Genomic DNA, 25,882 nt, shown 5'->3' with positions numbered 1-25,882 from the left:
CCGACAAGCCAACCCGAGCCACACCTTCCGGCCCCCGCCGGACGCACTTGCAAGGCCCCCTCGACCGGAGGTCACATGCACGGCTTCAGACCGATCGCCGCCACTTTGGCGACAACCCTCATGGCGAGCCTGGCCGGCCTGGCCGCCCTCGCCCCGACCGCCGGCGCCGCGACGACCGGCCCCACCACGACCTACGTCGACTGCGGTGTGGGCCGACCCGACGGCGCCGGCAGCCCCGACGACCCGCTCGGCGACCTGAGCGCCGTCAACTCCCGTACCTACGCCGGCGGCGACCGCATCCTGCTCCGCGCCGGTACCGTCTGCGTCGGCACGCTGCAACCCAGGGGCAACGGCGCCCCCGGCGACCCCGTCACGATCGGCGCCTACGGCGAAGGCCCACGCCCGATCGTGCAAGGTACCGGCGGCCCCGCCACCCTCCGCCTGGTCGACCAGAGCTGGTGGACCGTACAGGGCCTGCACGTGACCAATCCGGCGCCGACCCAGGCGCTGCGTACCGGGGTTCAGGTCGACACCACCACCCCGGACCGCAAGTACGGGATCGTGCTGCGCGACCTGGAGGTTTCCGACGTCGCCGGCTGGAGCGACAAGACGGGCGCCAACGCGGGCTGGTTCTCCGCGTCGGCCGGCATCGTCGTGCTCGGCAAACCGACCGCCGGCCCGATCGAGGGCATCACCATCGCCGACAACCAGGTCCACGACACCGGTGGTGGCGGCATCAAGATCTCGGTCAAGCCCGCCGACTTCCACCGCGACGTACTGATTCGGGCGAACACCATCCGCAGCGTCGGCGGCGACGGCATCGTGGTGCACGGCTCGGACGCGCCGCTCGTCGAATACAACCTCTTCGACGACGGCGGAGGCGGCAAGTACCCCTATGTGAACGGCAACTTCGCCGGCATGTGGCCGATCAACTCGCGCGACCCGGTGTTCCAATACAACGAGGTCACCCGTCAGCGGCCGTCGATCTTCGACTCCACCGCCTGGGACTGCGACGGCGCGATCACCGGATCCTGCACCTACCAGTTCAACTACTCGCACGACAACGGCGGCGGTTTCTACCTGGGTTGCCAGAACTGCACCTCCTTCGGCAACTTCCACGCCACCCAGGTGCTGCGCTTCAACATCGCCCAGGACGACTGCCGGATCAGAGCCAACGCCTCGGGGGACAACACCAGTCCGCTGCGGATGTACAACAACACCTTCTTCTGCCCGAGCAAGAAGCTCGACGTCGAACTCCCCAACGGCCCCGGTGCGAACACCCTCGTCGCCAACAACGTCTTCGTCGCCGGTCAGGGTGCGCTGCCCATCGGCACGGGTGTCGCCTATCGGGCCAACGTCTACCACGGCGGATTTGCCGCGCCCACCGGCGACACCTCCGCCGTGACCACCGACCCGAGGTTGGCCGCACCGGGTACGGCGACCGGCCGCACCGACGCGGCCGGTTACGCGCTGCTCGCGGGCTCTCCCGCACTGGGCACGGGAGTTGCCGTTCCCGGCCTGGGCACGAGCGACTACTTCGGCAACGCCGTCCCTTCGGATGGGACGGGGGTCAACCGGGGTGCGTACAACGGCCCGGCGGTGGCCGCGCCGCCGCTGTACCCCTCGATCGCCGCCGCGTACAACAACGTCGGCGTCGGTGACGACGCCAATCCCGACGTCGGCGGCTTCGGACTGTCCGGCCGCAGCTACTCCGGCCAGGCGCTGGCGGCGGCCGGCTACGCCCGGGGCGCCCGAGTTTCCGCCGGCGGGGCCGAGTTCACCTGGCATCCGCGCGCCTACGGCCTGCCGGACAACGTCAAGGCCGCCGGCCAGCGGATCGCGCTGAGCGGCCACGGCAGCCGCCTGGTGGTGCTGGGCGCGGGCGCGTACGGCGCCCAGAGCGGCACGACCACCGTCACCTACACCGACGGCACCACCACGACCGCGACCCTGACCCTCGGCGACTGGTGGAGCACCACCGCCGGCCCGAGCGACCAGGTCGCGGTACGGGCCGCCTACCACCACAAGCCGCAGACCGACTACCGCACACCGGCATCGGCCCGCTCCGAGGAGGACGTCACGGTACGAGTCGCCTCCCTCGCCATCGACCCCGGCCGAACGGTGGCGTCGGTGACCCTGCCGACGGGCAGCCCGATCGCCGGGCCCGGCCTGCACGTGTTCGACGTGAAGGTCGTCTGATGCCCGGCCGAGAACGGGCCGCGGGGGCACCGAGGGCCGGTTCCGCCGTGAGGCGCCGGGCGGTGGAGGGCGCTCCGGGCGCCGGTTCCGCCGCGCGGCGCCGGGTGGCGGCACGTGTCGCGCTCGGCGTCGCCGCGCTCGGCGTGGTCGGGGCACTGGCGGTGCTTCTCCTCGACCCGTTCTCGGCGGCCACCGGGCGGGCGGGATCGGCTGCGGCGACCCCGCCCGCCGCCCCCGTCGATCCGGCCGCCGTGGTCGCGACCGTGGACGGCGTCCCGGTGACGGCGGCCCACCTGCGGCGGGCGGCGACGCGGCTGCGGGCGGAGGTGGTGGCCGAGTTCCCGATGCACGGTGGCCGAACCGCCTACTGGGCCACGCCGGTCGCCGGCCGCACGCCGCACGAGGTACTGGTCGAGCGGTCGCTGCGGGCGGCGGTCGCGGATATCGTGCTGCGCCGGTGGGCGTGCGAGGCCGGACTGTCGACCGACCCGAGCGAGGCGGGCTTCCGTACCCGCCTGGACACGGAGAACGCCCGGCGAGAGGCGGCACGTTCGTCCGGACGCCCGATGCCGGGGGTACCGCGCTACGACGAGGAGGGCTTCGCCCGCACCGAGACGGCCGAGTGGTCGGCGGCACTGGCAGGCACCCTCGAAGTGGACGTATCGGAGGCCCGGTTGCGCGCTCGCTACACCGAACTCCTCGGTAGGGCGGACCCGTCGACGAGCCCCCCGCCCTTCGACGAGGCCCGCGAACGCATCCGCCGCGACCTGACGACAACGGCATTCGACACCGAACTGACCCATCGCATCACGGCGGCCCGGGTCCTCCCGGGCACGAGCGCGGATCCGGTGGTCCACCAGGCGGAGTAGGAGTTCGGCCCTGCGGCCCCGGCCGCCGCGAAGCGGAGCCCCGCTTCGACTCCGTCGGCGGTGCGGTTACAGGCGGACGAGCATTTTGCCGGTGTTGGCACCGCGCAGCATGCCGAGGAAGGCTTCCGGGGCCCGGTCGATGCCGTGCACGATCGTTTCCCGGGTGCGCAGGCTGCCTTCCGCGAGCCACTTCGTCGCCTGCGCGAGGTATGCCGGGAACTTGTCGTAGTGGTCGACGACCAGGAGGCCCTTCAGGGTCAGTTGCCGAAGTACCAGGTCATAGAGGTTGCTCGGGCCCGGAACCGGTTCGGTGGCGTTGTAGCCGCTGATCATGCCGACGATGGCGGCCCGCCCGTGCATCCGCATCGCCCCGATCGCGGCCTCCAGGTGGTCTCCGCCGACGTTGTCCACGTACACGTCGACGCCCTCCGGCGCCGCCTCCGCCAACTGCTCCGCGATCGAACCGGCCCGGTAGTCGATCGCGGCGTCGAAGCCGAACACGTCCGTCAGGATCCGCCCCTTCTCGGGCCCGCCGGCCGATCCGATCACCCGGGACGCGCCGAGGTTGCGGGCGATCTGCCCGGCCAGACTGCCCACCGCACCGGCGGCGCCGGAGACGAAGACCACGTCGCCCTGGCGTACCGGAGCGGTCTCGGCGACCGCGAGGTAGGCCGTGAAGCCGACCTGTCCCAGCGCGCCGAGGTGGTCCTGCGGGCGGGTGGCCGAGACGTCCAGGACGGTGGCCTCCGCGCCGTCGATCACCGCGTACTCCCGCCACCCGGCGAAGTGCGACACCGTCGCGCCCACGGCGATCTCCGCGCTGCGGGAGGCCACCACCTCGCCGACCGCGTGGCCCTCCAGTACGGCGCCGATCGCGAACGGGACGATGTAGGACGCGTCGTCGTTCATCCGGCCGCGCATGTACGGGTCCACCGACATCCAGTTGTTGCGGACCAGGATCTGCCCTTCGGCGGGCTGCGGGATCTCCGTCTCGACCAGTGCGAAGTTCGTGGCCTCCGGTTCGCCCGCCGGGCGTGACACCAGGTGGATTTCCCGGTTCACGGGCGGGTGGTCGGAACTGTTGTCGCTGTTGAGGTTGATGGGGTTGTCGGTGCTGTTGTTCGTCGTGTTCATCGCCGGAACTTCCTTGTCTCTCGGTCGGTGCGGCAGTCCATACATTGGCGGGCCGCGCTTCCGGTTTCCTTCCGATCGGCTGTAGGTCGGGGTGGGGTAGCGTGCGAGGGTGCGATTCGGGGTGCTCGGCCCGCTGGCCGTCTGGACGGAGGACGGCGCGTCGGTGCCGATCCCGGAGGCGAAGGTGCGCGCACTGCTCGCGGATCTGCTGATCCACGAGGGCCGACCGGTGCCTGCCGACCGGCTGATCGAGGACCTGTGGGGCCGCCGACTCCCGCGCAACCCCGTCGCCACGCTGCAGACCCGGGTGTCCCAACTGCGCCGCGCCCTGGAGGCCGCCGAACCGGGTGGACGGGACCTTGTGGTGTGGCAGCCGCCCGGATATCGCCTCGCCGTCTCGCTCGACGCGGTGGACGCGGGCCGCTTCCGGGTCCTGGTCGAGCGGGCCAGGACCACCGAGGACGCGCAGGTCCGGAAGACACTGCTGACCGATGCGTTGGCGCTGGGACGAGGGCCGGCGTACGCCGACGTCGCCGACGAGGAGTTCGCCCGCTCGGTGGCCGTGCGGCTGGACAAGGAACGGATCACCGCCCAGGGAGAGCACGCGCTGGCCCGGCTCGACCTGGGCGAACAGCCCTCGCCGGTCGACGAGATCGGCGACCTGGTGACCCGCCACCCGCTGTGCGAACGTCTGCGTGCGGTGTACATGCGCGCCCTGTACCTGGCCGGGCGGCAGAGCGAGGCCCTGGCGGTGTACGCGGAACTGCGCGAGCGGCTCGCGGACGAACTGGGCGTGGATCCGGGGCCGGAGTTGGCGGCGCTGTACGAGCGGATCCTCCGGCAGGACCCCGGGTTGCAGGCGACTGCGCGGGGTTCGGCGATGGTGGATTCCCGCGTGGGGCCGGTCGCTGCGCCGGAACGGGTTCCGGACTCGGCAGCGGGGTCGGGTGCTGTGCCCGACTCCGACTCCGGCTCCGGCTCGGGTCCCGTCGCGTTTGCCGCTGCCCCGTCCGTGTCGTTGGGGTTGCCCGTTGCGCTCACGCCGTTGGTCGGCCGGGCCGACGCGGTGGCGCGGGTGCGGGCGTTGATGGCAACGGAACGGCTGGTCACCCTCACCGGCCCGGGCGGTGTGGGCAAAACCGCGCTGGCGGTCGAGGCGGCCCGGGGCGCACCACCGCCGGTCGCGGATGGCCTCCCAGGTGTCGAAGCGGTCGGATTCGTCGACCTCGTGGAGCTTGACCGCGCCACCGCCACCCCGGGGGACGTCGCCGCGGCGATCGCCCGCGAGTTGGGCACGGTCCCGGGAGCCGGCGGCGAACTGCGCCCGTTGGCCGCCGCGTTGGCGTCCCGGCGGCTGCTCCTGGTGTTGGACACCTGCGAGCACGTCGTCGACGCGGTTGCCACCGTCGCCGAGGGGCTGCTGCGTGCGGTGCCAGGTCTGCGGATTCTGGCCACCGGTCGGGAGCCGTTGGCCGTGCCGGGCGAGCGGTTGTGGCCCGTTCCGCCCCTGCCGGTGCCCTCGCCGGGGTCTGCGCCGGAGGATCCGATGGGCCACGCGGCCGTGGAGCTGTTCGTCGAGCGGGTCGCCGCGACCGTACCGGGCTTTTGTCTCGATGCCGGCAACGCCGCCGCCGTCGCCACGATCTGCCGTCGTCTGGACGGGATCCCGCTCGCACTGGAACTGGCCGCCGCCCGGGTACGCGGCCTCGGCGTCGCGGAGGTGGCCGCCCGCCTGGACGATCGATTCGCGATCGTGGCCTCGGGCCGGCGGGCCGGCCCGGCACGACACCGCACCCTGCGCGCCATGCTGGACTGGAGCTGGGATCTGCTGTCCCCACCCGAACAGGCCGCGTTGCGCCGCCTGTCGGTGACCGAGGGCGACCGGCGGCTCGCCGACGCGATCGAGGTCGCCGGGGCGGTCGACGGCGACCTCGATGCCGTCGACGCCCTGACGCGCCTGGTGGACCGCTCCCTCGTCGCGATGACGATCGAACCCGACGGCCCCCGCTACCGGTTGGCCGAATCGGTCCGGGCGTACGGGCTGGACCGGATGCGGGAAGCCGGCGAACTCGCGAGCCGACCGGGCCTGATCTGAGGTACGGCCGCCCGACGGTGCGACGGCGGATACCGTGCCGGCGGGCGCGCTATGCCGGGTGTTCCGCGTTTTCGGGGCGAGCGGTGCCCGTGCCGGCGGTGGTGAAGACGACGTCCTCGGCGTGCGGGACGATCTCGACCTCGTCGCCCAGTGCCCATTCGGCCACCCGCGAGACCATCGCGGCCGGTACCGCCTCGCTGATCCCGGGCGCGGCCGGGATGTCGTACGTGGCGTGCGCGTCGTGTGGAAGTACCACCCGGTAGCCGCGTTCCAGCGCGGCCCGCGCGGTCGCTCCCACGCACATCTCGGACATCACGCCGCACACGGCGACGCCGGCCACATCCGCCGTGGCCAGCACCTCGGCCAGCGACGTACCGTCGAAGCCGTCGTCCTCGGTCTTGCGGATCACCACCTCGCGGGGACCGAGCCGTACCGGCAGCATCAACTCCCAACCCGGGGAGCCGGTTTCGTCGTCCGCGCCGACGGGTCCATCGTTTTGGAGATGCACCACGAGCGACCCGCGCGCCCGCGCCTCGGTGAGCAGGGCGCCGACCCGATCCACCACCCGCGCGGCGTCCGGGACCGCACCCTCACCGGTGACGAAGGCCACCTGTACGTCCACGATGATCAATGCCGAGACGGCGTCCACGTTCTGCGTCATGCCACCCCATCCTGCCTGGTCATCTGCGGCGCTGCCGGTCGGGGCACCTGGCGCGACCCGGTCTGCAATAAGTTGCTCCCGGGTGTCACACGGGGGCGCCCGGCATCGTCAACGTGGTGTCGCAGCACTTCGGGGCCGAGCGGCCCCGGGACGGATACGAAGAGGGAGAACACCATGGAGACTCGTTCGCGGATCGCGGTCGTCGGAGCCACCGGTCGGGCCGGGCGGCACGTGGTCGACGTGCTCCGAGAGCGCGGGCACGACGTGGTCGCGATCTCGCGGTCCGCCGGCGTGGATGTGATCACCGGTGCGGGGCTCCCCGAGGCGCTGGAGGGCGTCGACTGCGTCATCGACGTGTCCAGCACACCCTCACCCGACCAACAGGAGGCCACCGACTTCTTCACCACCTCGGCGCGCAACCTCCAGGAGGCGGGCGCCAAGGCCGGGGTGCGGCGCATGGTGGTCGCCTCGATCATCGGGATCGACGCCTCGGTCGCGGGCTACAACGCGGCCAAGCTGGCCCACGAGCAGGCCGTACTCGCCGGGCCGGTGCCGGTGCGGATCCTGCGCGCGGCGCAGTTCCACGAGTTCGTCGAGGAACTGGCGAGCTGGGGGATACGGGGCGAGGTGTGCCACGTGCCGAGGATGCGTACCCAGCTGATCGGCGCGCGGACCGTGGCGGAGGGCCTGGTCGAACTGGCCACCGGTGACGGGCCGATCGCCGAGACGGCGGGTACCCCGTTCGCGGAGATCGCCGGTCCGCGCGAGGAGAACCTCGCCGAGGTGGCGCAACTGGTGCTGGAGCGGCGTGGCCACACCGTCCGCGTCGAGGAGACGAGCGACCCGGCCAACCCGGACCGCGGCCTGTTCGAGAACGGCGGCCTGCTCCCGGGCCCGCACGCCACCCTCGTGGGCCCGACCTACCGCGACTGGCTGGCCGGCACGTCGGCGTGAGCGGCATGCGGGTCGCCCGCCGTCGTGTGAGCGCCGTGCGGGCTGCTCGCGCGACCGCGTGACCCGCATACGCGGGCGGCCGTCCCGGGTGGGCATGCCCACCCGGGGCCGGGCGCCGTCGGCACTCGTACCCGCCCGCCCTCGGCCGGCCCCGATCAGGCCGTCGTCGGAAGCGAGCGCGTCGCCCAGATCTCGCGCTCGGCGGCCAGGGTGTCACCGGCGACGTAGGGCGTCGTGTCCCACACCATCGTCTCGCACCCCGAGCGGGTGTAGCGCGGCCAGGACCGCCCCGGGTCGAGGTCGCGGACGAACGACACCCAGGCCCCGTGCATCGCCTCGGCCAGCGCGACGGGCGCGTCGGGGCCGGTCGCGTCCTTCGCGCGTTCGGCGCCGAGCAGGTCGAAGGCGAACGGCAGGTCGAGACAGTGGAACGCCTGGCCGCCGAACATCGGGGCGGTGGAGCGCCATTCGAAGGCGTACATCCAGGTCGGCCGGCCCTGGCCCGCCCGCGCCTCGGCGATCGACGACGCGGCGGCCCGGAACAGCGAGTCGGTGATCGCCTGGCCGATGATCCCGGCGGGGGTCGAGCCCTCGTGCAGCGCGAGGTAGGCCGAGGTGCCCTCGGGCGACAGGCCGATCGAGCCGAGTACGCCGACGGCGGCCTCGATCGGAGCGTCCGCCATGCCGAGTTCGGCGGCGAAGTTGAACTCGTGGTGGGTCGCGCCGAGCATCAGCGGAACCGGTGAGGCCGAGCCGTCCCGGAACGCGCCGTGCACGTCCTCGGGGATCAACTCGCCGTCGGCGAACGGCGCGAGGAGCAGTTCGGGCAGCGGCGCGGCGCCGTCCTCGGGCGCGGTGACCAGGTCCTGCAGGCGCTGTAGCTCCTCGTGCGAGAGGTCGCGCAGCGCGGCGGCGGTGGCGGGCAGGCCGGTGCGGGCGGTGAAGCGCTCGGCCACGGCGAGGCCGTCCGCGCGGCGCTGCGGGTCCATCACCGCGCCGGAGACCGAGATGCCGGCCCGGAACAACTCGTGCGCGGACGGGGTGGCCATCAGCGTCTGCACCGCGCCGCCCCCGGCCGACTGGCCGGCGACGGTCACCTTGGCGGGGTCGCCGCCGAAGGCCGCGATGTTGTCGCGGACCCAGCGCAGGGCGGCGATCCAGTCCAGTACGCCCCGGTTGTCGGGCGCGTCCGCCAGGTGCAGGAAACCCTCGATCCCGAGGCGGTAGCCGAGCGAGACCAGGACCACGCCGTCGCGGTTGAAGCTGCCGCCGTCGTACCAGGGGCTGGCGGCGGAGCCGGCCACGAAGCCGCCGCCGTGGATCCAGACCAGTACGGGGAGCGCGGCGTCCGGGCTCGGGTCGGGGGTGAACACGTTGAGGTTGAGTACGTCGTCGCCCGGGATCGACGGCTCGGGGATGATCGTCGGCCCCTCGCCGAAGCCGCGCCGCTGGGCGGTAGGCCCGTAGGCGGTGGCGGCCAGCGGCTCTATCCAGGGCTCCGGGACCTCGGGGCGGCGAAGCGGAGGTCGCCGACGGGCGGTTTGGCGTAAGGGATGCCCAGGAAGCGGGCGGACCGGTCCTGCCACACACCCCGGACGGGGCCCAGGGTGGTGGTGACGAGGGGCTGCTGGGACACGGGCGATCCTAGGGTGCGGGGGCCGGGGCCGGGGTGGTCGGCGTCCGACGGGTCTGGTCTTGTCGGTGAGTATCGACCCGGGTCACTAAATATTGCAAGAGTTGAAATAAATAGCTCCCGACCGGGGGAGAGGCCAGGGCACAATCGACGACGTGAACACCGCCGCCACACCCGACCCCGGCCCCGTGCCCGGCCCAAGCCCCACCGACACCGCCGCCGTGCGCCGCCACAACCTGGCACTGGTCCTGCGCGAGATCGCCGCCCACGGACCGTGCGCGCGGACCGAGGTCGCGGCGGCCACCGGCCTGGTCCACGCGTCGGTCACCGCGCTGGCCGCCGAGCTGATCGGGCGCGGCCTGGTGGCCGAGGTCGGCTCGGCCTCCTCCGGCGGGCGGGGCCGGCCGCGTCGGTTGTTGCGCCTGGTGCCGGGGCGGGTGGTGACCATCGCGGTACAGGTGACCCTGGAGCGGGTCGAGGTGCTGGCGGCCGACCTGGACGGGGACGTGGTGCACCGCGCGTCCGTCCCGCACCGCGCGCCGTTCGGCGACCCCGAGCCGCTGGCCGCCGTGCTCGCCGACGCGATCCGTCGGGCCGAGGAGGTGGTCCGCACGCGGCCCGACGCACACCTCGCGCGGGTCGTGATCGCCATGGCGGGGCCGGTCACCGGGCCCGGCCACACCGTCGCCGCCGCGATCGACTTCGGCTGGGCCAGGACCGACCTGCGAGCGCTGGTGACGGCGCACCTGCCGGACCTGGCCTGCCCGGTGGATCTGGTCAACGACGCGAACGTGGCGGCCCTGGCCGAGTACCACGCCCGCGCCGAACAGGGCGGCGAACTCCCCTACGCCGTCGCGTACATCAAGGCCGACACCGGCGTCGGCGGCGGCCTGGTGGTGGGCGGCCGAATCCACACCGGCACACACGGCCTGGCGGGCGAGGTGGGCCACATCCCACTCGCCTTCGACGGCCCCGCCTGCCCCTGCGGCGCACGCGGCTGCCTGGCCATGTACGTCGGCCCCGAACCACTCACCACAGCCGCCGGCCTCGCCGACATCGCCACCCGGGAGGGCATCGACGCGGCCCTGACCGAACTGGACCACCGCCTACGAGCCGGCGACCCGGCCGCCACCGAAGCCCTCACCGCCGCCGGCCGCGCGATCGGCGCGGCGGTACTGGCCATCACCGGCCTGGTCGACCCCGCCGAGGTGATCCTCGGCGGCTATCTGGCAACCTGGCACCCCTGGCTCACAGAGGGCATCAACACGACCCTGTCCGGCCGCCGCGCCGTCGCCCCCCACCTGGAACCCACCATCACCCCGGGCAGATTGTCCGAGGAAGCCACCCTGAGAGGCGCCCTGCAAACCAGCCGAGAAACCACCTTGAACACCCCAACCCAGGTTCCCCATCCAACCCCCCGAAAACCCTGACCGCACCCCCGGCAACGTCGGCCAATCCCGCGCCGCCGTAGGCGAGTTGGCGGACCGGCGCAGACGGCGGGGGCGGGCCGAGCCGAGTCTGCCGGTCGCCTTCCGGGGCGGGTGGGGTGTTTCCGGGGTGCGATGGGCTTGTGGCTCCGGGGCCGGCCCGGCCCACCTCTGACTCGGACAGACCCCGCATCGGCCACCCGCAGCCAAAGGCGCAACGCCCGCCGACGACTACCCGACCCACTCGGGAACGTAAGTCCGGCAGACATGACCCGGGCCCCACCCCGGCCCGCCGCCACTGGCCGCTTTTTCCCGACCAACACGCCCGTCTCGCCTCCCGGCCCGCTGACCCCGGTCGACGGCCTCACCTGCGTGGAAGGCCCGGAAGGCATCCGGATGACGGGAATCAGGAACGGAGTCTGCCGCATTCTTGCGCATGCTTGTGGCCATGGAGTCCCCTTCCGGCGCATCCCGCCCCCGGTGTCCCGCCGCGTGCTCAACCGGACGCTGATCGCCCGTCAGTTCCTTGCCGAGCGCAGTCGCCGGCCCGCCGCGCAGGTTGTCCGGCATCTGGTCGCCATGCAGGCGCAGGAGCCCAACTGGCCTTATGTGGGCCTGTGGTCGCGCATCGCGGGGTTTGGGCACGCGGAGTTGACCGAGCTGTACACGGACAAGGACGTGGTTCGCGGCCCGCTTTTGCGCGGCACTCAGCACCTCGCCGCCGCCGAGGACTACGCCTGGATTCGGCCGCACTTCCAACCCGCGCCCGGGACCGAGCTGCGCGCGAGCTACTACGCGGCCGAGACGCGCGGTCTCGATCCCGCCGAACTCGCCGCCACGGGAGCGGAGTTGCTGGCCGACGGGCAGCTCGCGCGGCGCGAACTCGGCCGGCTCCTGGGCGAGCGGTATCCCGGGCGTTCCGGGTACGTGCTCGCGGCGGCGGTGCAGCGCATGTTGCCGATCGTGCACCCGACGCCCAACGGCGTGTGGGGCGGCTGGGGCAACCGGCCGTCGGTGCCGATGGCCCTGGCGCCGGTCTGGACCGGCCGGGCGATGGACCCCGCCCGTGGCGTCCGCGAGCTGGTCGAGCGCTACCTGGCCGCGTTCGGCCCCGCGAGTGTGGCGGACGTACAGGCCTGGTCCGGGCTCAAGCGGTTGCGTGCGGTGATCGAGGCCATGCCGCTGCGGGTGTTGCGCGACGCGGACGGGCGCGACCTGTACGACCTCCCCGACGCGGAACTCGCCGCCGAGGACGACCCCGCGCCGGTCCGGTTCCTGCCCGCCTTCGACAACGCCGTACTCGGCCACGCCGACCGGACCCGGATCCTGCCCGACGAGTACCGCCGCCGGGTCCTGCCGGGCAACTCGCTCGTACTGCCGACCTTTCTCGTCGACGGGTTCATTGCCGGCACCTGGGCCGTACGCCCCACCGGCTTGCGCCTGACCCCCTTCGCCCCGCTGTCCGCCGAAACGGCCGAGGCGGTCGCGGCCGAAGCGGCCCGGCTGTGCACATTCACCGCGCCGGCCGACCCCACCGTCCGCGACGTCGAGATCCTGACCCACGGGTGATCACGCGCGCCGGCCATCCCCCATCCGAGGGATGGTCGCCCGCCCACCCGCCGCGCACGATCGATCGGGTCGGAATCCGCCCACCCGAGGAGCGCGCAGCATGCAGGCCGTCATCGCCACCCGCCACGGCGGACCCGAGGTGCTGAGCACCGTCGACACCCACCCCACGCCGCGGCCCACCCGGGGCCGGGTCCTGGTGGCGGTCGCCGCGAGCGGGATCAACTACATCGACGTCAGCCAGCGCCGCGGCGTGTTCGCCGTACCCACCCCGTTCGTCCCCGGCGTCGAGGGCGCCGGCACCGTCCTGGAGATCGGCCCGGACGTGGCCGGCGTCGCCGTCGGCGACCGGGTCGCCTGGGCCATGGACGGCTCGGTGACCACCGCGTACGGCGCCTACGCGCAGCGCGCCGTGGTCCGCGCCGACCGCCTCGTACCGATCCCGCCCCGCCTCGACGCGGAAACCGCCGCCTCGGTCCTGATGCACGGGATGACCGCGCACTACCTCACCCACGACGCCTACCGGATCCGCCCCGGCGACACCGTCCTGGTACACGCCGCCGCCGGCGGCCTGGGCGGCCTGCTCACCCAATACGCCGTCGCCTGCGGCGCCCGCGTGATCGCCACCGTCTCCGGACCCGACAAACACGCCCGAGCCCGTGCCGCCGGCGCCGCCCTCGTGCTCGACTACGCCGGATTCGCCGACCGGATCCGCGAGGCGACCGCCGGGCAGGGCGTGGACGCGGTCTACGACGGCGTCGGCGCGGCCACCTTCGACGCCGGCCTGGCGAGCCTGCGTCCGCGCGGCACGATGGTGCTGCTCGGCGGGATCAGCGGCCCGGTCCGCGACTTCGACACCGGCCGACTGCTCGCCGGCGGGTCGCTGCACCTGACCCGACCGGGGATCGCCGACTACGTCCGCGACCGGGACGAACTCCTGCTCCGCGCCCGCGACGTGCTGGCCCGCACCGGGAACGGCACGCTGCGCCCGCACCTGGGCGGCCGCTACCCGCTGTCCGAGGCCCGCCGAGCACACGAGGACCTGGAGAGCCGCCGAACGACCGGGAAGCTTCTGCTGATCCCGGAGGTTGATTGAAATCCGAAGAAACCGAATGAGGAGACTTTCGACCCGACCCGACCTAGACCCGGCCAGACCTCGACCAGGACGGACCCGCCATGACCCGCCGCCCCGACACCGACGCCTGGAAGCGCGACGAACTGCTCGCCCGCGCCGCCGACGCGCCGGACGCGCTCGCGTTGTTCGCCGGCGCGTCCACCCGGCTGCGCCGCCTGGTTCCCTTCGACGCCGCCGTGTGGCGTGCCACCGATCCGCTCACCGGGCTGATCGCCGCGCCGATCCGGGTGGAGAACCTGGACGAGGAGGGCTGCGCCGCGTTCTGGACCAGCGAGTCGGACCCGGACACGGTCAACGCGTTCCGGGACCTGGTCGACGCCCGCGTCCCGGCGGCGGCGTTGCGGGAGAGCACCGGCGATCGGCCCGAACTCGGCCCGCTCTACGACGCGTACCTGCGTCCGCGTCGTTTCGGCGACGAACTGCGCGCGGTGTTGCGGGTGGGCGGGCGGCCGTGGGGCAGCGTGAGCCTGTTCCGCGACCGGGACCGGCCGGCCTTCACCGCCGCCGACACCGAACTGGTCGCCGGCCTGTCCGCGCCGCTCGCCGGGCGGCTGCGCGGGTTCCTGCGGCCGGCGGAGGTCACGTCCGACGCGGTCGCCGAGGCGGCGGAGGCCACCGGCGTACTGCTCTTCGACCGCGCCGGACGCCTGGTCTCGGCCAACGAACAGGCCCGCGCCCGGATCGCGAGCGTGACCGGTGAACCGGGCGACGCCTCGACGCCGATCTGGATCGCCACTCTGGCCGCCGCCGGGACGGGACGGGTCCGGGTGCGTACCCGGGCCGGGCGCTGGCTGGTGTGCCACGCGTCCCGGCTGAGCGGCGACGACGCGTTCACCGTCGTGATGATCGAGGCGGCCCCGGCGTCCGAGGTGTCCACGATCATCGTCGAGACGTTCGAACTGACCGTGCGCGAGACGGAGGTCACCCGGCTGGTCACCAGCGGCCTGGCCACCGACGAGATCGCCCGCCGGCTGCACATCTCCACGCACACCGTGCGCGACCACATCAAGTCCGTGCTGGGCAAGGTCGGCGTCGCCAGTCGAGGCGAACTCGTCGCCAAACTCTTCACCGAATACGTGGCCCCGGCCACCGCCCCGGCGGTACACCGGGTCCGCTCGGCGGGCTGACCCGCACCCGCCGCCCACCTCACCGCGGCACGGCCGTCAGCGGATCGGTACCGAGCGCCGCCGTCGCCGCGGTGACGCATTCGTGGATCACGTACCGGCCGCGCGGTCGGCAGGCCGACCCGGCGCCACCACGACCAGGTCTCGATTGACGACGATCGTCAATCGACGTGACGGCCGACGGGCGTGCCGGCCACGGTGTCGCCATGACCACGACCCCGGCCCCCGCGACCCCCGACGACAGCGCGTCCGCCCCGACGCGCCTCACCCTGATGCGGACCTCCGGCCGGCCCCCGCTACACGTTCGGGCTCGGGGTGGACGCGCTGGGAACCGGGATGTTGCGCCCGTTCCTGCTGCTGTACGGCATCCAGGTGTCGCCGTACTGCTCGGCAGCGCCGCATGGGGTGGCTACGCCGTGTGGGGGTTCACCGTCGCCGCGCTGTTCCTGGGCAACGGCAACCAGTGCTGGGCACCCGCGCACGCGGCGCTGGTCGGTACGGTCGCCGAGGAGCGGTATCGGGACGCCGCGCTCGCCGCCGGACGGTCGTTGCGCAACGCGGGCCTGGGTGCCGGCGCACTGATCGCCACGGTGACGATGGCCGGGGGTACGGGGGCACTGCGGATACTCGCGGTGGTGACCGGCCTCGGCTATGCCGTCGCCGCGTTCCTGGTCCGCTCGCTGCGGGTGACCGCGACGGGCCGGTCGGGGGATCGGGGCACCACCGGGCCGACCGAGCCGCAGTCGCGTGCCGGCGGCGGGTCGCGGATCACCGCGCTCGACGTGGCCAACCTTCCGTACGCGTTCTGCTTCAACGTCCTGGAGGTGGCGCTGCCCGCGGTGCTGGTCACCCACCTGCACGCGTCGCCGGCCTGGTCCGCCGGCCTCTTCGTGGGCAACACGGTCCTCGTGGTCGCCACCCGGATCGCCGTGGTGGTCCGCCTGTCCCGATACCCCAGGCACTCGACCCTGGCCGGCGCGGGGCTCGTGCTCGGCATGTCCTAACTGGGCTTCTGGGCGGCCGGCGGCCTGGGCGGCAACGGCGGGGCAGCGGCCATCGCGCTGGTGTCGGTGCTCTACACAGCCGGCGAAATCATGTACACCGGCAGCGCCGTCGCCCTGATCGTGGCCACCACGCCCGCCCATCGCGTCGGCCGCGTGCTGTCCCGCTTCCAGTTGTCCTCCGGGCTCGGCACCGCGGCGTCGCCCGCGGTGCTGATGGCGCTGTTCGCGGTCGGTCCGGGGTTGTTGTGGGCCTGGCCGGCGGCGGCCACGCCGGCGGCGGCGGTGGCCGTACGGCGGTGGGCGCCGAACGGTCACCGGGCGCCGCACGATCGCCGAGCACCGGACACCCTCGCCGGGCCGTCCGCTCCGGAACGGCCGACGGGGCCCGGTCGGTGATCGACCGGACCCCGTCGTGAGGGCGGTGCCGCGACCGGGGTCGCGAGCGCGGACTACGCCGGGAGCGCGCCGCCCCCGAGCGCGGTCGTCACGCTTGTGACCAGGCCGAGGAGGTCCTTGGCGATGTTGGCGAGCGCGGTCGGCACGTCGGGGTCCGCAGTGGTCGGGGCAGCCGCGACGGGCGCCTCGACCGCCTTGCGCAGGTCCTGGCCGTCCTTGAGCAGCGCGGTCACCGCGTCGGCCGGCGACAGCGGCGCGGCCGACGACCCTCCGCGCACCGGAAGCGCGGCGGGCGCGGTCGGGAGCTTGCCCAGCAGCGCCTTGGCCACGTCCTCCAGGGAGGAGGTCGCTTCCTTGACCTTCGCCGCGTCGGGCGGGGCGGCCGTGGCGGCCGAGGCCAGGTCGCCGACCGCCTTGGTCACCGCACCGACCGCGCCCAACTGGTCGATCATCCTGGTCGCCGCGTCCGCTGCGGATACGGCCTCGGGCGGCGCGGTGATGGTGCGCGGTGTCGCCGAGGCGGTGCCGATCTCGGTGACGGCCACCGCCGCCCCGGCACCCATGAGGAGAGAAAGGCCGGTGGCGGCGGCGACGATCCGGGCATTGCGCATGACTGATGGACCCTTCCATTGGAAAACGGGGGTGTTCCTCCACGGTCGCCCGGAATCTCACCCACAGCAACCGGAGCATCACGCCCTGTACTGATGCTCGGTGTGCAGTCCGTCTGCTCCCACGTGCCGACGCCCGGTCTCCTCATGGGGGTCGTGTGGAGTTGCGCGGGGTTGCGCGGGCCACGCCGCTCGCGCCGCTCGCGTGCCGAAGGCGCGGAACGGGGAACTCCGCAAGCCGTGGTGAAGGTTGACGGGGTGACAGGTGGCCGGCGCCGATTGTTCGGGCCGACCGTCGGACGGGGACGAGAGGCAATCACGTGGACGCGACCGCGATCGTCGAACTGCTCGGCGCGCCCGAGACCCGGGCGGATCCCTATCCGCTGTACGAACAGGCCCACCGGCTGGGCCCGGTGGCGCGGGTGAGCGACATGCTCGTCCTGGTCACCGGGTACGCCGCCGTCGACCGCGTGCTGCGCGACCGGGACTTCGGCGTGATCGACCGCGAGCTGACCGCCACGATGTACGGCGATTCTCCCGAACCCCCGTCGCTGGAACTGTTCGGCCGCTCGATCCTGCAGACCAACCTGCCCGCGCACACCCGGATGCGCGCCCCGATCGCGGCCGTGTTCACACCCCGCCGGATCGCCGCCATGCGGCCGGCCGTCGAGCGGGCGGTGGACCGGCTCCTGGACGACCTGGCCGAGGCCGGCCGCGGTGGCGAACCGGTCGACTTCATGGACCGGTTCGCCTTCCCGCTGCCGGTCGGGGTGATCTGCGAACTGCTCGGTGTGCCCGAGGCGGATCGACATCGGTTCCGGGGGTCGGCGCACGACCTCATGACGGCCATCGAGTTCATGACCGTCGAGCGCGACCTGACCGCCGCGGACCGCGCTGCCGTGGAACTACAGGGCTACTTCGAGGAGTTGGTCGCCCGGCGGCGGGCGCATCCGAGTGCGGACCTGGTCGGCGCGCTGGTCGCGCGGCGCGACGCGGACCCGGACGGCGGGATCACCGACGCCGAGCTGATCGCCAACCTCGTGCTGCTCCTGGTGGCCGGGTTCGAGACCACCACGAATCTGCTCGGCAACGGCCTGGCACTGCTGTTCGGGCACGACGGCGCGCGTACCGCGCTGACCGAGGGGACATTGCCGCCGGGCGACTTCGTCGAGGAGGTGCTGCGGTACGACTCGCCCGTCCAGCTCACCTCGCGGATCGCGCTCCGCGACGGCCTGGAGATCGAGGGCGTGGCGGTGCCCAGGTTCGGCGAGGTGCTGCTGCTGATCGGCGCGGCCAATCGTGACCCGGTGCGCTTCCCCGAGCCGCAGCGGTTCGATCCGTGGCGGGCCGAGATCGCGCCGCTGAGCTTCGGCGCCGGGATCCACTACTGCGTCGGCGCGATGTTGGCCCGGCTGGAAGCGACGGTGGCCTTCCCGCGCCTCCTGGCCCGCTTCCCCGCACTGGCGCAGGCGCCGGGAGCGGTCCGGGACGACCGCCTGCTGCTGCGCGGATACGGGGAACTCCCGGTTGCCGTGGGCGGGTGATCGGCCGACGACCGACAACGGGGCGACGCCCCGGCCGACGGGCGGCCGGGGCGTCGCGGGGGTCTGTGCCAACGTGCGGTCGCGCTGGGCGACATGGATCGATTCGAGTGGGGTCACGCGGGTCGGTTCATCCGGCCGCGGAGTCCCCGTGGGCGGCGCGCTCGTGGATCCGCTTGCCTCGGCCCGGCGGCACCGCGGGCTCCAGCTCCGGCAGAACCTCGGCCAGGAGTCGCTCGAAGTCGTCGTTGTCGAGCCACTCGGGCTCGGCCTCGGGCTGTCGCTGATGCTCGTCCATGCCCCGATGCTGTCACGTGACGGTGTGGTTGGCTGCCACGGGAGCCCAATCGATTGGCAAACGGCATCCCAACCCATTCAGGGCAAGTTGACCAAACCCTGTTCGGAATGCGCCGGTTCGGCCTGGTTCACCGGCTCGCACAGGGGGTGGGGCGGCCTGGTGACGTCCACTACATTCACGCGTGCCGACCCCGATCGGTTCCCGAATTCGTCGGCGGATTCGACCGGCGCCCCGGCCGCCCCGAAATCCGGGAGTGGAGAGGGGAGTTCGCTCAATAGCCTCCGGCCGTGATCGTTTCGGCGCCGGCCGGTGCCGGGGTGGACGTGCGAGAGGACCCGCTCGCGGCGCGGGCGGCGTCGGCCGCCGCGCTGCTCGACGCCACGGCGCCGCGTCCGCGGGTCATCCGGCGCGAGGACGCCGCCTTGGGGCTGATCGCGGCCGTGGCGCGCACCGCGACCTCGTGTGCGGCGCCGGTCGCCGGGCCCAACGACGCCGACGGGCCGACGTGTTTTGCCAAGTGGCGCTGGGATATGCCCGGTTGGACCCTGCGGGAGCGACCGCAGTGCCGGCGGATTCCCCGCCGCCGAGGGTGATCACCGCCGCGAGGTACGTCCCGCGCACCTTCGGCCGGGTGTCGGCTTCGGGCGCGGCCCATCCGGTCGTGCCGGATTCGGGTCCGGTGGAGGTCCGCCCGGATGCGTCCGAAATCCCCCTGGCGCTGCTGGACTTCCCCGGTACGGACCCCGACACCATCGGCTCCGCGAACACGCGGGTCGATCACGGTGTGGGATCGGTCGGGGCGCGTCGTGGTGCTGGACGACGCCGGCGCGCGAGCGCTGCCGCACACCTGATGGATCCTCAAATCCTGGTGACGGGACGGTGAATCGTGGTGGGCGAGTTTGGCCGAGATGGGCTCTACCTCTTGGCGACGGAACCCCGCAGTGCTTCAATGTGACTCGTCCTAGTTAGGAAACTTTCCTAACAAAGGATTCCAGCCGGCACGCCAAGCCCCCCGAACATGGCCGTCATCGGCCGGAACGGAGACGCACGTGCACGCTCACCTCGGACGCAGCCGCAAGCGCCTGACCCTGCTTGTGGCCACCGGCCTGCTGATCGCCGTACCGGGGCCGCTGGCCCACGCGGCGACCACCGGTGCGGCATCGTCGGGTTCGATCGCCTCGGCCACGGCCGCCGCGCGCGTCGACCTGGACGACCCGCACAAGAAGGACATCGCGATGCAACTGGTGTCCAGCGCGGAGAACTCCTCCCTGGATTGGAAGGCGCAGTACAAGTACATCGAGGACATCGACGACGGCCGCGGCTACACGGCCGGCATCATCGGCTTCTGTTCCGGCACGGGCGACATGCTCGACCTGGTCGAGCTGTACACCGCGCGCAAGCCCGGCAACGTGCTGGCCAAGTTCCTGCCCGCGCTGCGCAAGGTCAACGGCTCGGACTCGCATTCCGGGCTGGGCAGTTCGTTCGAGAAGGCCTGGGCCACCGCGGCCGGCGACGCCGACTTCCGCAAGGCGCAGGACGACGAACGGGACCGGGTGTACTTCAACCCGGCGGTCAACCGCGGCAAGTCGGACGGCCTGGGCGCGCTGGGCCAGTTCATGTACTACGACGCCATCGTCATGCACGGCGACGGTGGCGACCGGGACAGCTTCAGCTCGATCCGCGCCAACGCCCTGAAGAAGGCCAAGCCGCCGGCCCAGGGCGGCAACGAGACCACCTACCTCAACGCCTTCCTCGACGCCCGCAAGGTCGCCATGAAGCACGAGGACGCGCACAGCGACACCAGCCGGGTCGACACCGAACAGCGTGTCTTCCTCAAGGCCGGCAACCTCGACCTCAACCCGCCGCTGAACTGGAAGGTCTACGGGGACAGCTACTCGATCAAGAGCTGACCCACCGAGGTCCCGGTTCCCCCCGGCCCGGGACCCCGACTCCTCCCACGCACCGCAAGGCCGCCGCCCTCCCGCGGCGGCCTTCGGCATGCCCGCTCCGGCGTGGCCGCCCCGCCATGGGCGGCGACACCCCACCGGACTCAACCGGACAGTTGTCGCCGTTCTTCCTCCCCGGGGCTCTCCGTGATCCCGACCCACCCCGGTGAGGGGAGCGCCGAGCCTGGTGACGGGAGTGCCAGGAACGCGGCTGTGGTCGTGGATGAGGTGACCACCGGAGCCGCGACCGGGCCCGGCCGGGGGTTCCTGTGGGTGGGGCGTGTGAAGATGGCCCGGTGACGGATGTGGGCTGGGATGCGGCTTTGGTGGGGCGGGACGAGGAGGTTGCTCGGCTCGAGGAGGCGCTGGGGCGTGGGCGGAGCGGAGACCCCTGTGCCGTGCTCGTGGCCGGGGACGCCGGCGTGGGGAAGACGCGGTTGCTGGCGGAGGCGGCGGCTCGGGCGGCCGGCGCCGGGATGACCGTGTTGACCGGGCACTGCGTGGACCTCGGCGACGTCGGGCTGCCCTATCTGCCGTTCGTCGAGGTGTTGCGGCGGCTGGAGGCCGACGAGCGCCATGCCGACGTGCTGGCCGCGCATCCGGCCGTGGAGCGGTTGTTGCGGGCCGGCGGGGGCAGGGAGCACGCCGGCGAGATACCGGATTCCGGGGTGCGGCTGCGGCTCCTGGAGGACGTCGCCGGGCTGCTGGGGGATCTGGCCGAGCAGGCGCCGGTGTTGTTGGTGATCGAGGACCTGCACTGGGCCGACCAGTCCACCCGCGACCTGCTGCGCTTTTTGCTCAGCCGGCTCCTGCCGCAGCGCCCGGGGGCGGCCGGCTACCAGCGGCTGACCGTACTCGCGTCCTACCGCTCCGACGACCTGCACCGCCGCCACCCGCTGCGCCCGCTGCTCGCCGAACTGGTACGCCTGCCGTCCGTCGGGCGGCTCGACCTGCGGCCGATGGACGACGACGACGTGGCCCGCCTCGTCCGCGGTCTGGCCGCCGACCCGCTGCCCGAGGACACCGTCCGGGCCATCGTCGAGCGCGCCGAAGGCAATGCGTTCTACGCGCAGGAGCTGCGGGCCGCCACCGACGACATCGACGGCGGCGTGCCCAGCGGCCTGGCCGAGGTGCTGCTCACCCGGATCGAGCAGATGTCGAGCGTGGCCCAGCGGGTGCTCCGGACCGCGGCCGTGGCCGGGCGCCGGGTCGAGCACGGGCTGCTCCGGGACGCCGTCGAGCTGCCCGACGACGAGTTGGAGACCGCGCTGCGCGAGGCGGTCGGTCGGCACCTGCTCGTCGCCGGCGAGGGCGATACGTACGCGTTCCGGCATGCGCTGACCCGGGAGGCGGCGTACGCGGACCTGCTTCCGGGCGAGCGGGTCCGGCTCCACGCCGTGTTCGCCCGGCTGCTCGGCGAACCGGACCGGCGGGCGGGCAGCTCGGCCGAGCGCGCCCACCACCACCGGGCCGGTCACGACCTGCCCGGGGCGCTCAGCGCCTCCGTCGAGGCCGCCGACTCCGCCGCCCGGATGGGCGCGCCCGCCGAGGAGATGCGCCGCCTCGAAGCGGCCCTCGAGGTGTGGGACGCGGTGCCGAACGCCCGCGAGCTGGTGGACAGCGACGACGTGACGCTGATGATGCGCGCCTCGGCCGCCGCCGTACGGGCCGGCGAGGCGCATCGGGCCGTCGCCTTCGCGCGCAGCGCGCTGGATCGGGTCGGCGAACACGCCGACGTCGACCTCGCCGTCACCGTGCGCTACACGCTCGCCTCCAGCCTGATGAACGTGGACAACCTGCACGCCGCGTTCGAGTACAGCAGCCAGGCGCTCGCGATGATCCCCGCCGACCCGCCCTCACGCACGTGGTTGTGGGCGGCGGCCACCCACATCCAGGCCGCCTACTACCTCAACGACGACGAGACCGCGCGTCGACTCGGCCACCAACTACTGGCCGCCGCCGAGGAGTTGGGCACCGACGACGCGCTCGCCGACGCGATCATCTCGCTGACCGGACTGGAATGGGGCAGCCGCCAGGCCTTCGAGGGACGCGAACGGCTGAGCCAGGCGCGCGACTTGGCGCACAAGTCGGGGAACACCACCATCGAGTTGCGGGCGCTGTTCAACCTGGCCATGGGCAGCTTCGAGTCCGGTCGACTCGCGGAGAGCCTGGGCTGGCTGGACGAGGGCCTGGAACTGGCCCGCCGCACCACCAGATCCACCTCGCCCTATCCGCTGGACATGCAGTATCTGCGCGCCCAGCTCCTGTACACCCTCGGCCGCTGGGACGAGGCGCTGGAAGTGGTGCCCGAGACGGTGCCGTCCGCGTTCCGGCACGTCGCGGAGGCGGCGCTGTACGTCCCGCTGGGCCGGGGTGAGCCGGGCGTCGCGGAGCGAGCCCGCGCCCTGTTCGAGGAGCGGCCGTTCAACTGGATGGGCACCCTGATCGGCAGCCTGGTACTCACCGACGAGGCGGCCTGGCGCGGGGATTCCACGGCGGCGGCCGAATGGGCGCGGCGCGCGCTCGACGTGTTGTCCGAGGACCGCAACCCCTATCCCGACGCGGGCATCCGGATCTCCGCCCTGGCCCTGTCCGCGATCGGCGACACCGCGACCGAGCTGCGGGCGGCGGGGGACACCGAGGCGGCGGCCCGGGAGGTGGCGCGGGCGGAGCAGTTCATCGAGCGGGCCCGCACCACGATGTCCTGGCCCAATCGGCGCTTCCCGCGCACCGGGCCCGAGAGCGTCGCGTGGTTGTCGCGCGCCGAGGCCGAGTGGTCGCGGGTGCGCGGCGAGGTCGACGTCGCGTTGTGGGAGAAGACCGCCGAGGCGTACGGCTACGGCAACGTGTTCGAGCAGGCGCGCAGCGAACTCCGGCTGGCCCAGGCCCTGGTGGCCGCAGACCGGCGGGAGGAGGCGACCGCCTTGGCGCAGCGGGTGCGGGAGACCGCGGAGCGGCTGCGGGCGGTACCGCTGCGCGACGCGGTGGACGCCATGGTGCGGCGCGGGCGACTGGCCGGTTCGGCGGCGGCGCCGGCCGACGAGGTGACGCTGACGGCGCGTGAGCGTGAGGTGTTGGAGTTGCTGGCGCGCGGGCTGAGCAATCGGCAGATCGGCGAGGAGTTGTTCATCAGCGCCAAGACCGCGAGTGTGCACGTGTCCAACATCATGGCCAAGGTCGGCGCCTCCCGCCGCACGGAGGCGGTTGCCCTGGCGCGGCGCGGCGGGTTGATCCCGGACTAGGCCCGGCCCGGTGCCGGGTTGCGGTGGCTGCCCGGTGCGGGTTTTGCGGGACTGTCTTGGCGCCCCTGCCGCCACCCGTGCGCTCCCTTTGGCACCCGTAGCGTGCCTTCGCCCCGGGCATACCCCACTTGTCGGCCGGGAGGGGTTCGAGGATGGCGGGGCATGTGCCACCGGAGTTGGGCGAGTTCGACGAGCTGGGCGAGGGCTACGACACGCCCTTCGACGGGGAGGCGGCGAACGCGGGGCTGGGTCGCATGGTCACCCGGTTGCCGGTCGCACTGGCGCAGGTGTGGCGCCTGGCGTGGGCGGCCAGTGGGCGTGCGGCGGTGGTGTTGGTATGTGCCCAGGCCGCCGCCGGGGTGGCCACCGCGCTGGCCCTGCTGGCGACGTCGCGCGCCTTGTCGGCGCTGTTCGCCTCGGGGCCGGCGGCGGACCGGGTCGGCGACGCGGTGCCGGCGGTGATCGCCGTGGTGGTCGCGACCTCGGCCCGCGCCGGGTTGGAGACGGTGGTGGCGGCGACCCAGGCCCGCCTGTCGCCGGGGATTCGTCGGGTCGCCGAGGAGCGGTTGCACGCGGCGGCGGTCGGTGCCGAGTTGGCCGCGTTCGACGACGCCGATTGGCACGACGCACTCGCCCGGGCGCGCGACCGCGGCATCGACCACGCACAACTGGCCCTCGCGCACGCGGTCGAACTGCTCGGCGCCCTGGTCGGTTTGCTGGTCGGCATCGGCGTGGTGACCGGGCTGCATCCGGTACTGCTGCCGCTGTTGGCGCTGTCGATCGCGCCGCAGGGGTGGGCGGCGCTGCGCTCGGCCCGGATCGGGTTCGAGGGCATGGTTCAGCGCATGACGCTGTATCGGCGACTGTGGTTGTTCGCCGACCTGCTCACCGCCCGGGAGGCGGCGGCGGAAGTGCGGGCCGGGACCGCCGAGCGGCCGTTGTTGGCCGAATACCGGCGCCTGGCCCGGCTGGTCGAGCGGGCCGAGGTGCGGGTGGGCTACGCCCAGGTGCGGGTGGGGGTGGTCGGGCGCACGTTGTCCGGCCTGGCCCTGGGGGCCACCTACGTGGCGCTGGGACTGCTGGTGCGCGCCGAGGTCGTGCCGCTCGCGGTGGCCGGTACGGCGGTGTTGGCGGTGCGTACCGCGAGCGGTTCGCTGGCCACGCTGATGGTGGCGGTGGACCGGCTCTACGAGAAGTCCCTGTACATCACCGACTATTCCACGTTCCTGGCCGAGGCGGCCGACCGGGCCCGTCCGCCGGCGGAGTGCGAGGTGCCGGACGGGTTCGCCGAAATCCGTTTGCGGGACGTCTACTTCGCGTATCCCGGCAGCGCCGGCCCGGCCCTGCGCGGGGTGGATCTGGTGATTCGGCGGGGTGAGACGGTGGCCCTGGTCGGGGAGAACGGGTCCGGCAAGACCACGCTCGCCCTGCTGTTGGCCGCGTTGCATCGGCCGGACAAGGGCACCGTGCACTGGGACGGCACCGACCTGGCCATGGTCGACCCGGTGGGGGTCCGTGAGCAGGTGGCGCTGGTGATGCAACAGCCCACCCGGTGGCCGCTGACGGCGCGCGGCAACATCGTGCTCGGGCGTGCCGATCGGCCGGACGCGGATGATATGGCGCTGATCCGGGCGGCTCGGGACGCGGGGGCGGACGGCCTGATCTCGCGGCTCCCTTACGGCTACGACACGTTGTTGTCGAAGAAGTTCCGGGCCGGGGTGGACCTGTCCGGTGGCCAGTGGCAGCGGATCGGGATCGCGCGCGGCTTCTACCGGGACGCCCGCCTGCTGATCGCCGACGAACCCACCGCGGCCCTGGACGCCCGCGCGGAGCATGCGGTCTACGCCAACATCCGGCGGCTCGCGGCCGGTCGTACGGTGGTGCTGATCAGCCACCGGCTGGCCTCGGTCCGCGAGTGCGACCGGATCGTCGTCCTGCGCGCCGGCGAGGTGGTCGAGCACGGCACCCACGACCAACTGATCCGCGAGAACGGCGAGTACGCCGAGCTGTACCGCATCCAGGCATCGGCCTACGCGGATTGACGGGCCGA

General features: G+C 73.1%; 20 protein-coding genes and 1 pseudogene. 16 read left to right on the top strand and 5 right to left on the bottom strand.

From position 1 onward, the window contains the following. Nucleotides 1-75: 75 nt before the first annotated feature. Nucleotides 76-2,199 (top strand): right-handed parallel beta-helix repeat-containing protein, encoded by a 2,124-nt coding sequence (locus B4N89_RS31230; protein ID WP_078979846.1) that lies wholly within the window; start codon nucleotides 76-78, stop codon nucleotides 2,197-2,199. Nucleotides 2,200-2,261: 62 nt separating this feature from the next. Continuing rightward, the gene (locus tag B4N89_RS31225) at nucleotides 2,262-3,068 is read left to right on the top strand and encodes a hypothetical protein (RefSeq protein ID WP_143658152.1); all 807 of its coding nucleotides are present in this window, start codon (nucleotides 2,262-2,264) and stop codon (nucleotides 3,066-3,068) included. Between the two features lie 66 nt (nucleotides 3,069-3,134). Here B4N89_RS31225 and B4N89_RS31220 read toward each other — a convergent pair whose 3' ends face one another. After that, a complete protein-coding gene (locus tag B4N89_RS31220) occupies nucleotides 3,135-4,202 on the bottom strand; it encodes an NADP-dependent oxidoreductase (RefSeq protein WP_078979844.1) in 1,068 nt (355 codons plus the stop codon). 109 nt (nucleotides 4,203-4,311) lie between these two features. Between B4N89_RS31220 and B4N89_RS31215 the strand changes: the two genes are divergently transcribed. Next, complete coding sequence (locus B4N89_RS31215) at nucleotides 4,312-6,297, top strand: AfsR/SARP family transcriptional regulator (RefSeq protein ID WP_078979843.1); 1,986 nt, start codon at nucleotides 4,312-4,314, stop codon at nucleotides 6,295-6,297. Between the two features lie 49 nt (nucleotides 6,298-6,346). Here B4N89_RS31215 and B4N89_RS31210 read toward each other — a convergent pair whose 3' ends face one another. Beyond that, nucleotides 6,347-6,958: an isochorismatase family protein gene (locus B4N89_RS31210; protein ID WP_078979842.1), complete on the bottom strand. Its 612-nt coding sequence runs from the start codon at nucleotides 6,956-6,958 to the stop codon at nucleotides 6,347-6,349. 174 nt (nucleotides 6,959-7,132) lie between these two features. Here B4N89_RS31210 and B4N89_RS31205 point away from each other — a divergent pair, with 174 nt between their 5' ends. After that, entirely contained in the window at nucleotides 7,133-7,912 is a 780-nt protein-coding gene (locus tag B4N89_RS31205) for an SDR family oxidoreductase (RefSeq protein WP_078979841.1), read from the top strand. A gap of 155 nt (nucleotides 7,913-8,067) precedes the next feature. Here B4N89_RS31205 and B4N89_RS31200 read toward each other — a convergent pair. Next, nucleotides 8,068-9,500 (bottom strand): annotated as a pseudogene (locus B4N89_RS31200) (carboxylesterase/lipase family protein). Nucleotides 9,501-9,700: 200 nt separating this feature from the next. On the opposite strand from B4N89_RS31200, the gene B4N89_RS31195 reads away from it, so the two are divergent. From B4N89_RS31195 to B4N89_RS51790, 6 genes are all read left to right on the top strand, one after another. Continuing rightward, nucleotides 9,701-10,975: an ROK family transcriptional regulator gene (locus tag B4N89_RS31195; RefSeq protein WP_235619017.1), complete on the top strand. Its 1,275-nt coding sequence runs from the start codon at nucleotides 9,701-9,703 to the stop codon at nucleotides 10,973-10,975. 477 nt (nucleotides 10,976-11,452) lie between these two features. After that, nucleotides 11,453-12,541, top strand: coding sequence for a winged helix DNA-binding domain-containing protein (locus B4N89_RS31190; RefSeq protein WP_235619016.1), 1,089 nt, complete (start codon nucleotides 11,453-11,455; stop codon nucleotides 12,539-12,541). 100 nt (nucleotides 12,542-12,641) lie between these two features. Continuing rightward, nucleotides 12,642-13,634, top strand: a complete 993-nt coding sequence (locus B4N89_RS31185) for a quinone oxidoreductase family protein (protein ID WP_078979840.1) — start codon at nucleotides 12,642-12,644, stop codon at nucleotides 13,632-13,634. A gap of 80 nt (nucleotides 13,635-13,714) precedes the next feature. Beyond that, nucleotides 13,715-14,800 (top strand): helix-turn-helix domain-containing protein, encoded by a 1,086-nt coding sequence (locus B4N89_RS31180; protein ID WP_078979839.1) that lies wholly within the window; start codon nucleotides 13,715-13,717, stop codon nucleotides 14,798-14,800. A gap of 413 nt (nucleotides 14,801-15,213) precedes the next feature. Beyond that, a complete protein-coding gene (locus B4N89_RS51795; RefSeq protein WP_235619015.1) occupies nucleotides 15,214-15,801 on the top strand; it encodes a hypothetical protein in 588 nt (195 codons plus the stop codon). Between the two features lie 60 nt (nucleotides 15,802-15,861). Further along, nucleotides 15,862-16,197: a hypothetical protein gene (locus B4N89_RS51790; protein WP_235619014.1), complete on the top strand. Its 336-nt coding sequence runs from the start codon at nucleotides 15,862-15,864 to the stop codon at nucleotides 16,195-16,197. A 53-nt stretch (nucleotides 16,198-16,250) separates the two neighbouring features. Here the strand turns inward: B4N89_RS51790 and B4N89_RS31170 are convergent, their stop codons facing one another. Then, nucleotides 16,251-16,808: a hypothetical protein gene (locus tag B4N89_RS31170; RefSeq protein ID WP_078979838.1), complete on the bottom strand. Its 558-nt coding sequence runs from the start codon at nucleotides 16,806-16,808 to the stop codon at nucleotides 16,251-16,253. Between the two features lie 317 nt (nucleotides 16,809-17,125). Here B4N89_RS31170 and B4N89_RS31165 point away from each other — a divergent pair, with 317 nt between their 5' ends. Beyond that, the gene (locus B4N89_RS31165) at nucleotides 17,126-18,349 is read left to right on the top strand and encodes a cytochrome P450 (RefSeq protein ID WP_078979837.1); all 1,224 of its coding nucleotides are present in this window, start codon (nucleotides 17,126-17,128) and stop codon (nucleotides 18,347-18,349) included. A gap of 127 nt (nucleotides 18,350-18,476) precedes the next feature. Here B4N89_RS31165 and B4N89_RS50105 read toward each other — a convergent pair whose 3' ends face one another. Next, nucleotides 18,477-18,644: a hypothetical protein gene (locus tag B4N89_RS50105; RefSeq protein ID WP_161500886.1), complete on the bottom strand. Its 168-nt coding sequence runs from the start codon at nucleotides 18,642-18,644 to the stop codon at nucleotides 18,477-18,479. 287 nt (nucleotides 18,645-18,931) lie between these two features. Between B4N89_RS50105 and B4N89_RS31160 the strand changes: the two genes are divergently transcribed. The 5 genes from B4N89_RS31160 (at nucleotide 18,932) to B4N89_RS31140 (ending at nucleotide 25,874) form a co-directional block, all read left to right on the top strand. Continuing rightward, nucleotides 18,932-19,237 carry a hypothetical protein gene (locus B4N89_RS31160; RefSeq protein WP_078979836.1) on the top strand — a complete coding sequence of 102 codons (306 nt, stop codon included), beginning with the start codon at nucleotides 18,932-18,934 and terminating at the stop codon, nucleotides 19,235-19,237. Further along, the gene (locus B4N89_RS48070) at nucleotides 19,234-19,527 is read left to right on the top strand and encodes a hypothetical protein (RefSeq protein WP_101897385.1); all 294 of its coding nucleotides are present in this window, start codon (nucleotides 19,234-19,236) and stop codon (nucleotides 19,525-19,527) included. Before B4N89_RS31160 ends, B4N89_RS48070 begins: the two co-directional genes overlap by 4 nt. Nucleotides 19,528-19,738: 211 nt before the next feature. Then, nucleotides 19,739-20,554, top strand: a complete 816-nt coding sequence (locus B4N89_RS31150; protein WP_201261071.1) for a chitosanase — start codon at nucleotides 19,739-19,741, stop codon at nucleotides 20,552-20,554. Nucleotides 20,555-20,886: 332 nt separating this feature from the next. After that, a complete protein-coding gene (locus tag B4N89_RS31145) occupies nucleotides 20,887-23,832 on the top strand; it encodes a helix-turn-helix transcriptional regulator (RefSeq protein WP_414646435.1) in 2,946 nt (981 codons plus the stop codon). 152 nt (nucleotides 23,833-23,984) lie between these two features. Beyond that, on the top strand, nucleotides 23,985-25,874 hold the full coding sequence (locus B4N89_RS31140; RefSeq protein WP_101897384.1) for an ABC transporter ATP-binding protein: 1,890 nt from the start codon (nucleotides 23,985-23,987) through the stop codon (nucleotides 25,872-25,874). Nucleotides 25,875-25,882: the final 8 nt, after the last annotated feature.

Source organism: Embleya scabrispora (genome assembly GCF_002024165.1).
In the GTDB taxonomy this organism is placed as follows: domain Bacteria; phylum Actinomycetota; class Actinomycetes; order Streptomycetales; family Streptomycetaceae; genus Embleya; species Embleya scabrispora_A.
Note: the sequence above shows the minus strand (reverse complement) of the source record. Positions and strands in the feature narration are given on the sequence as shown.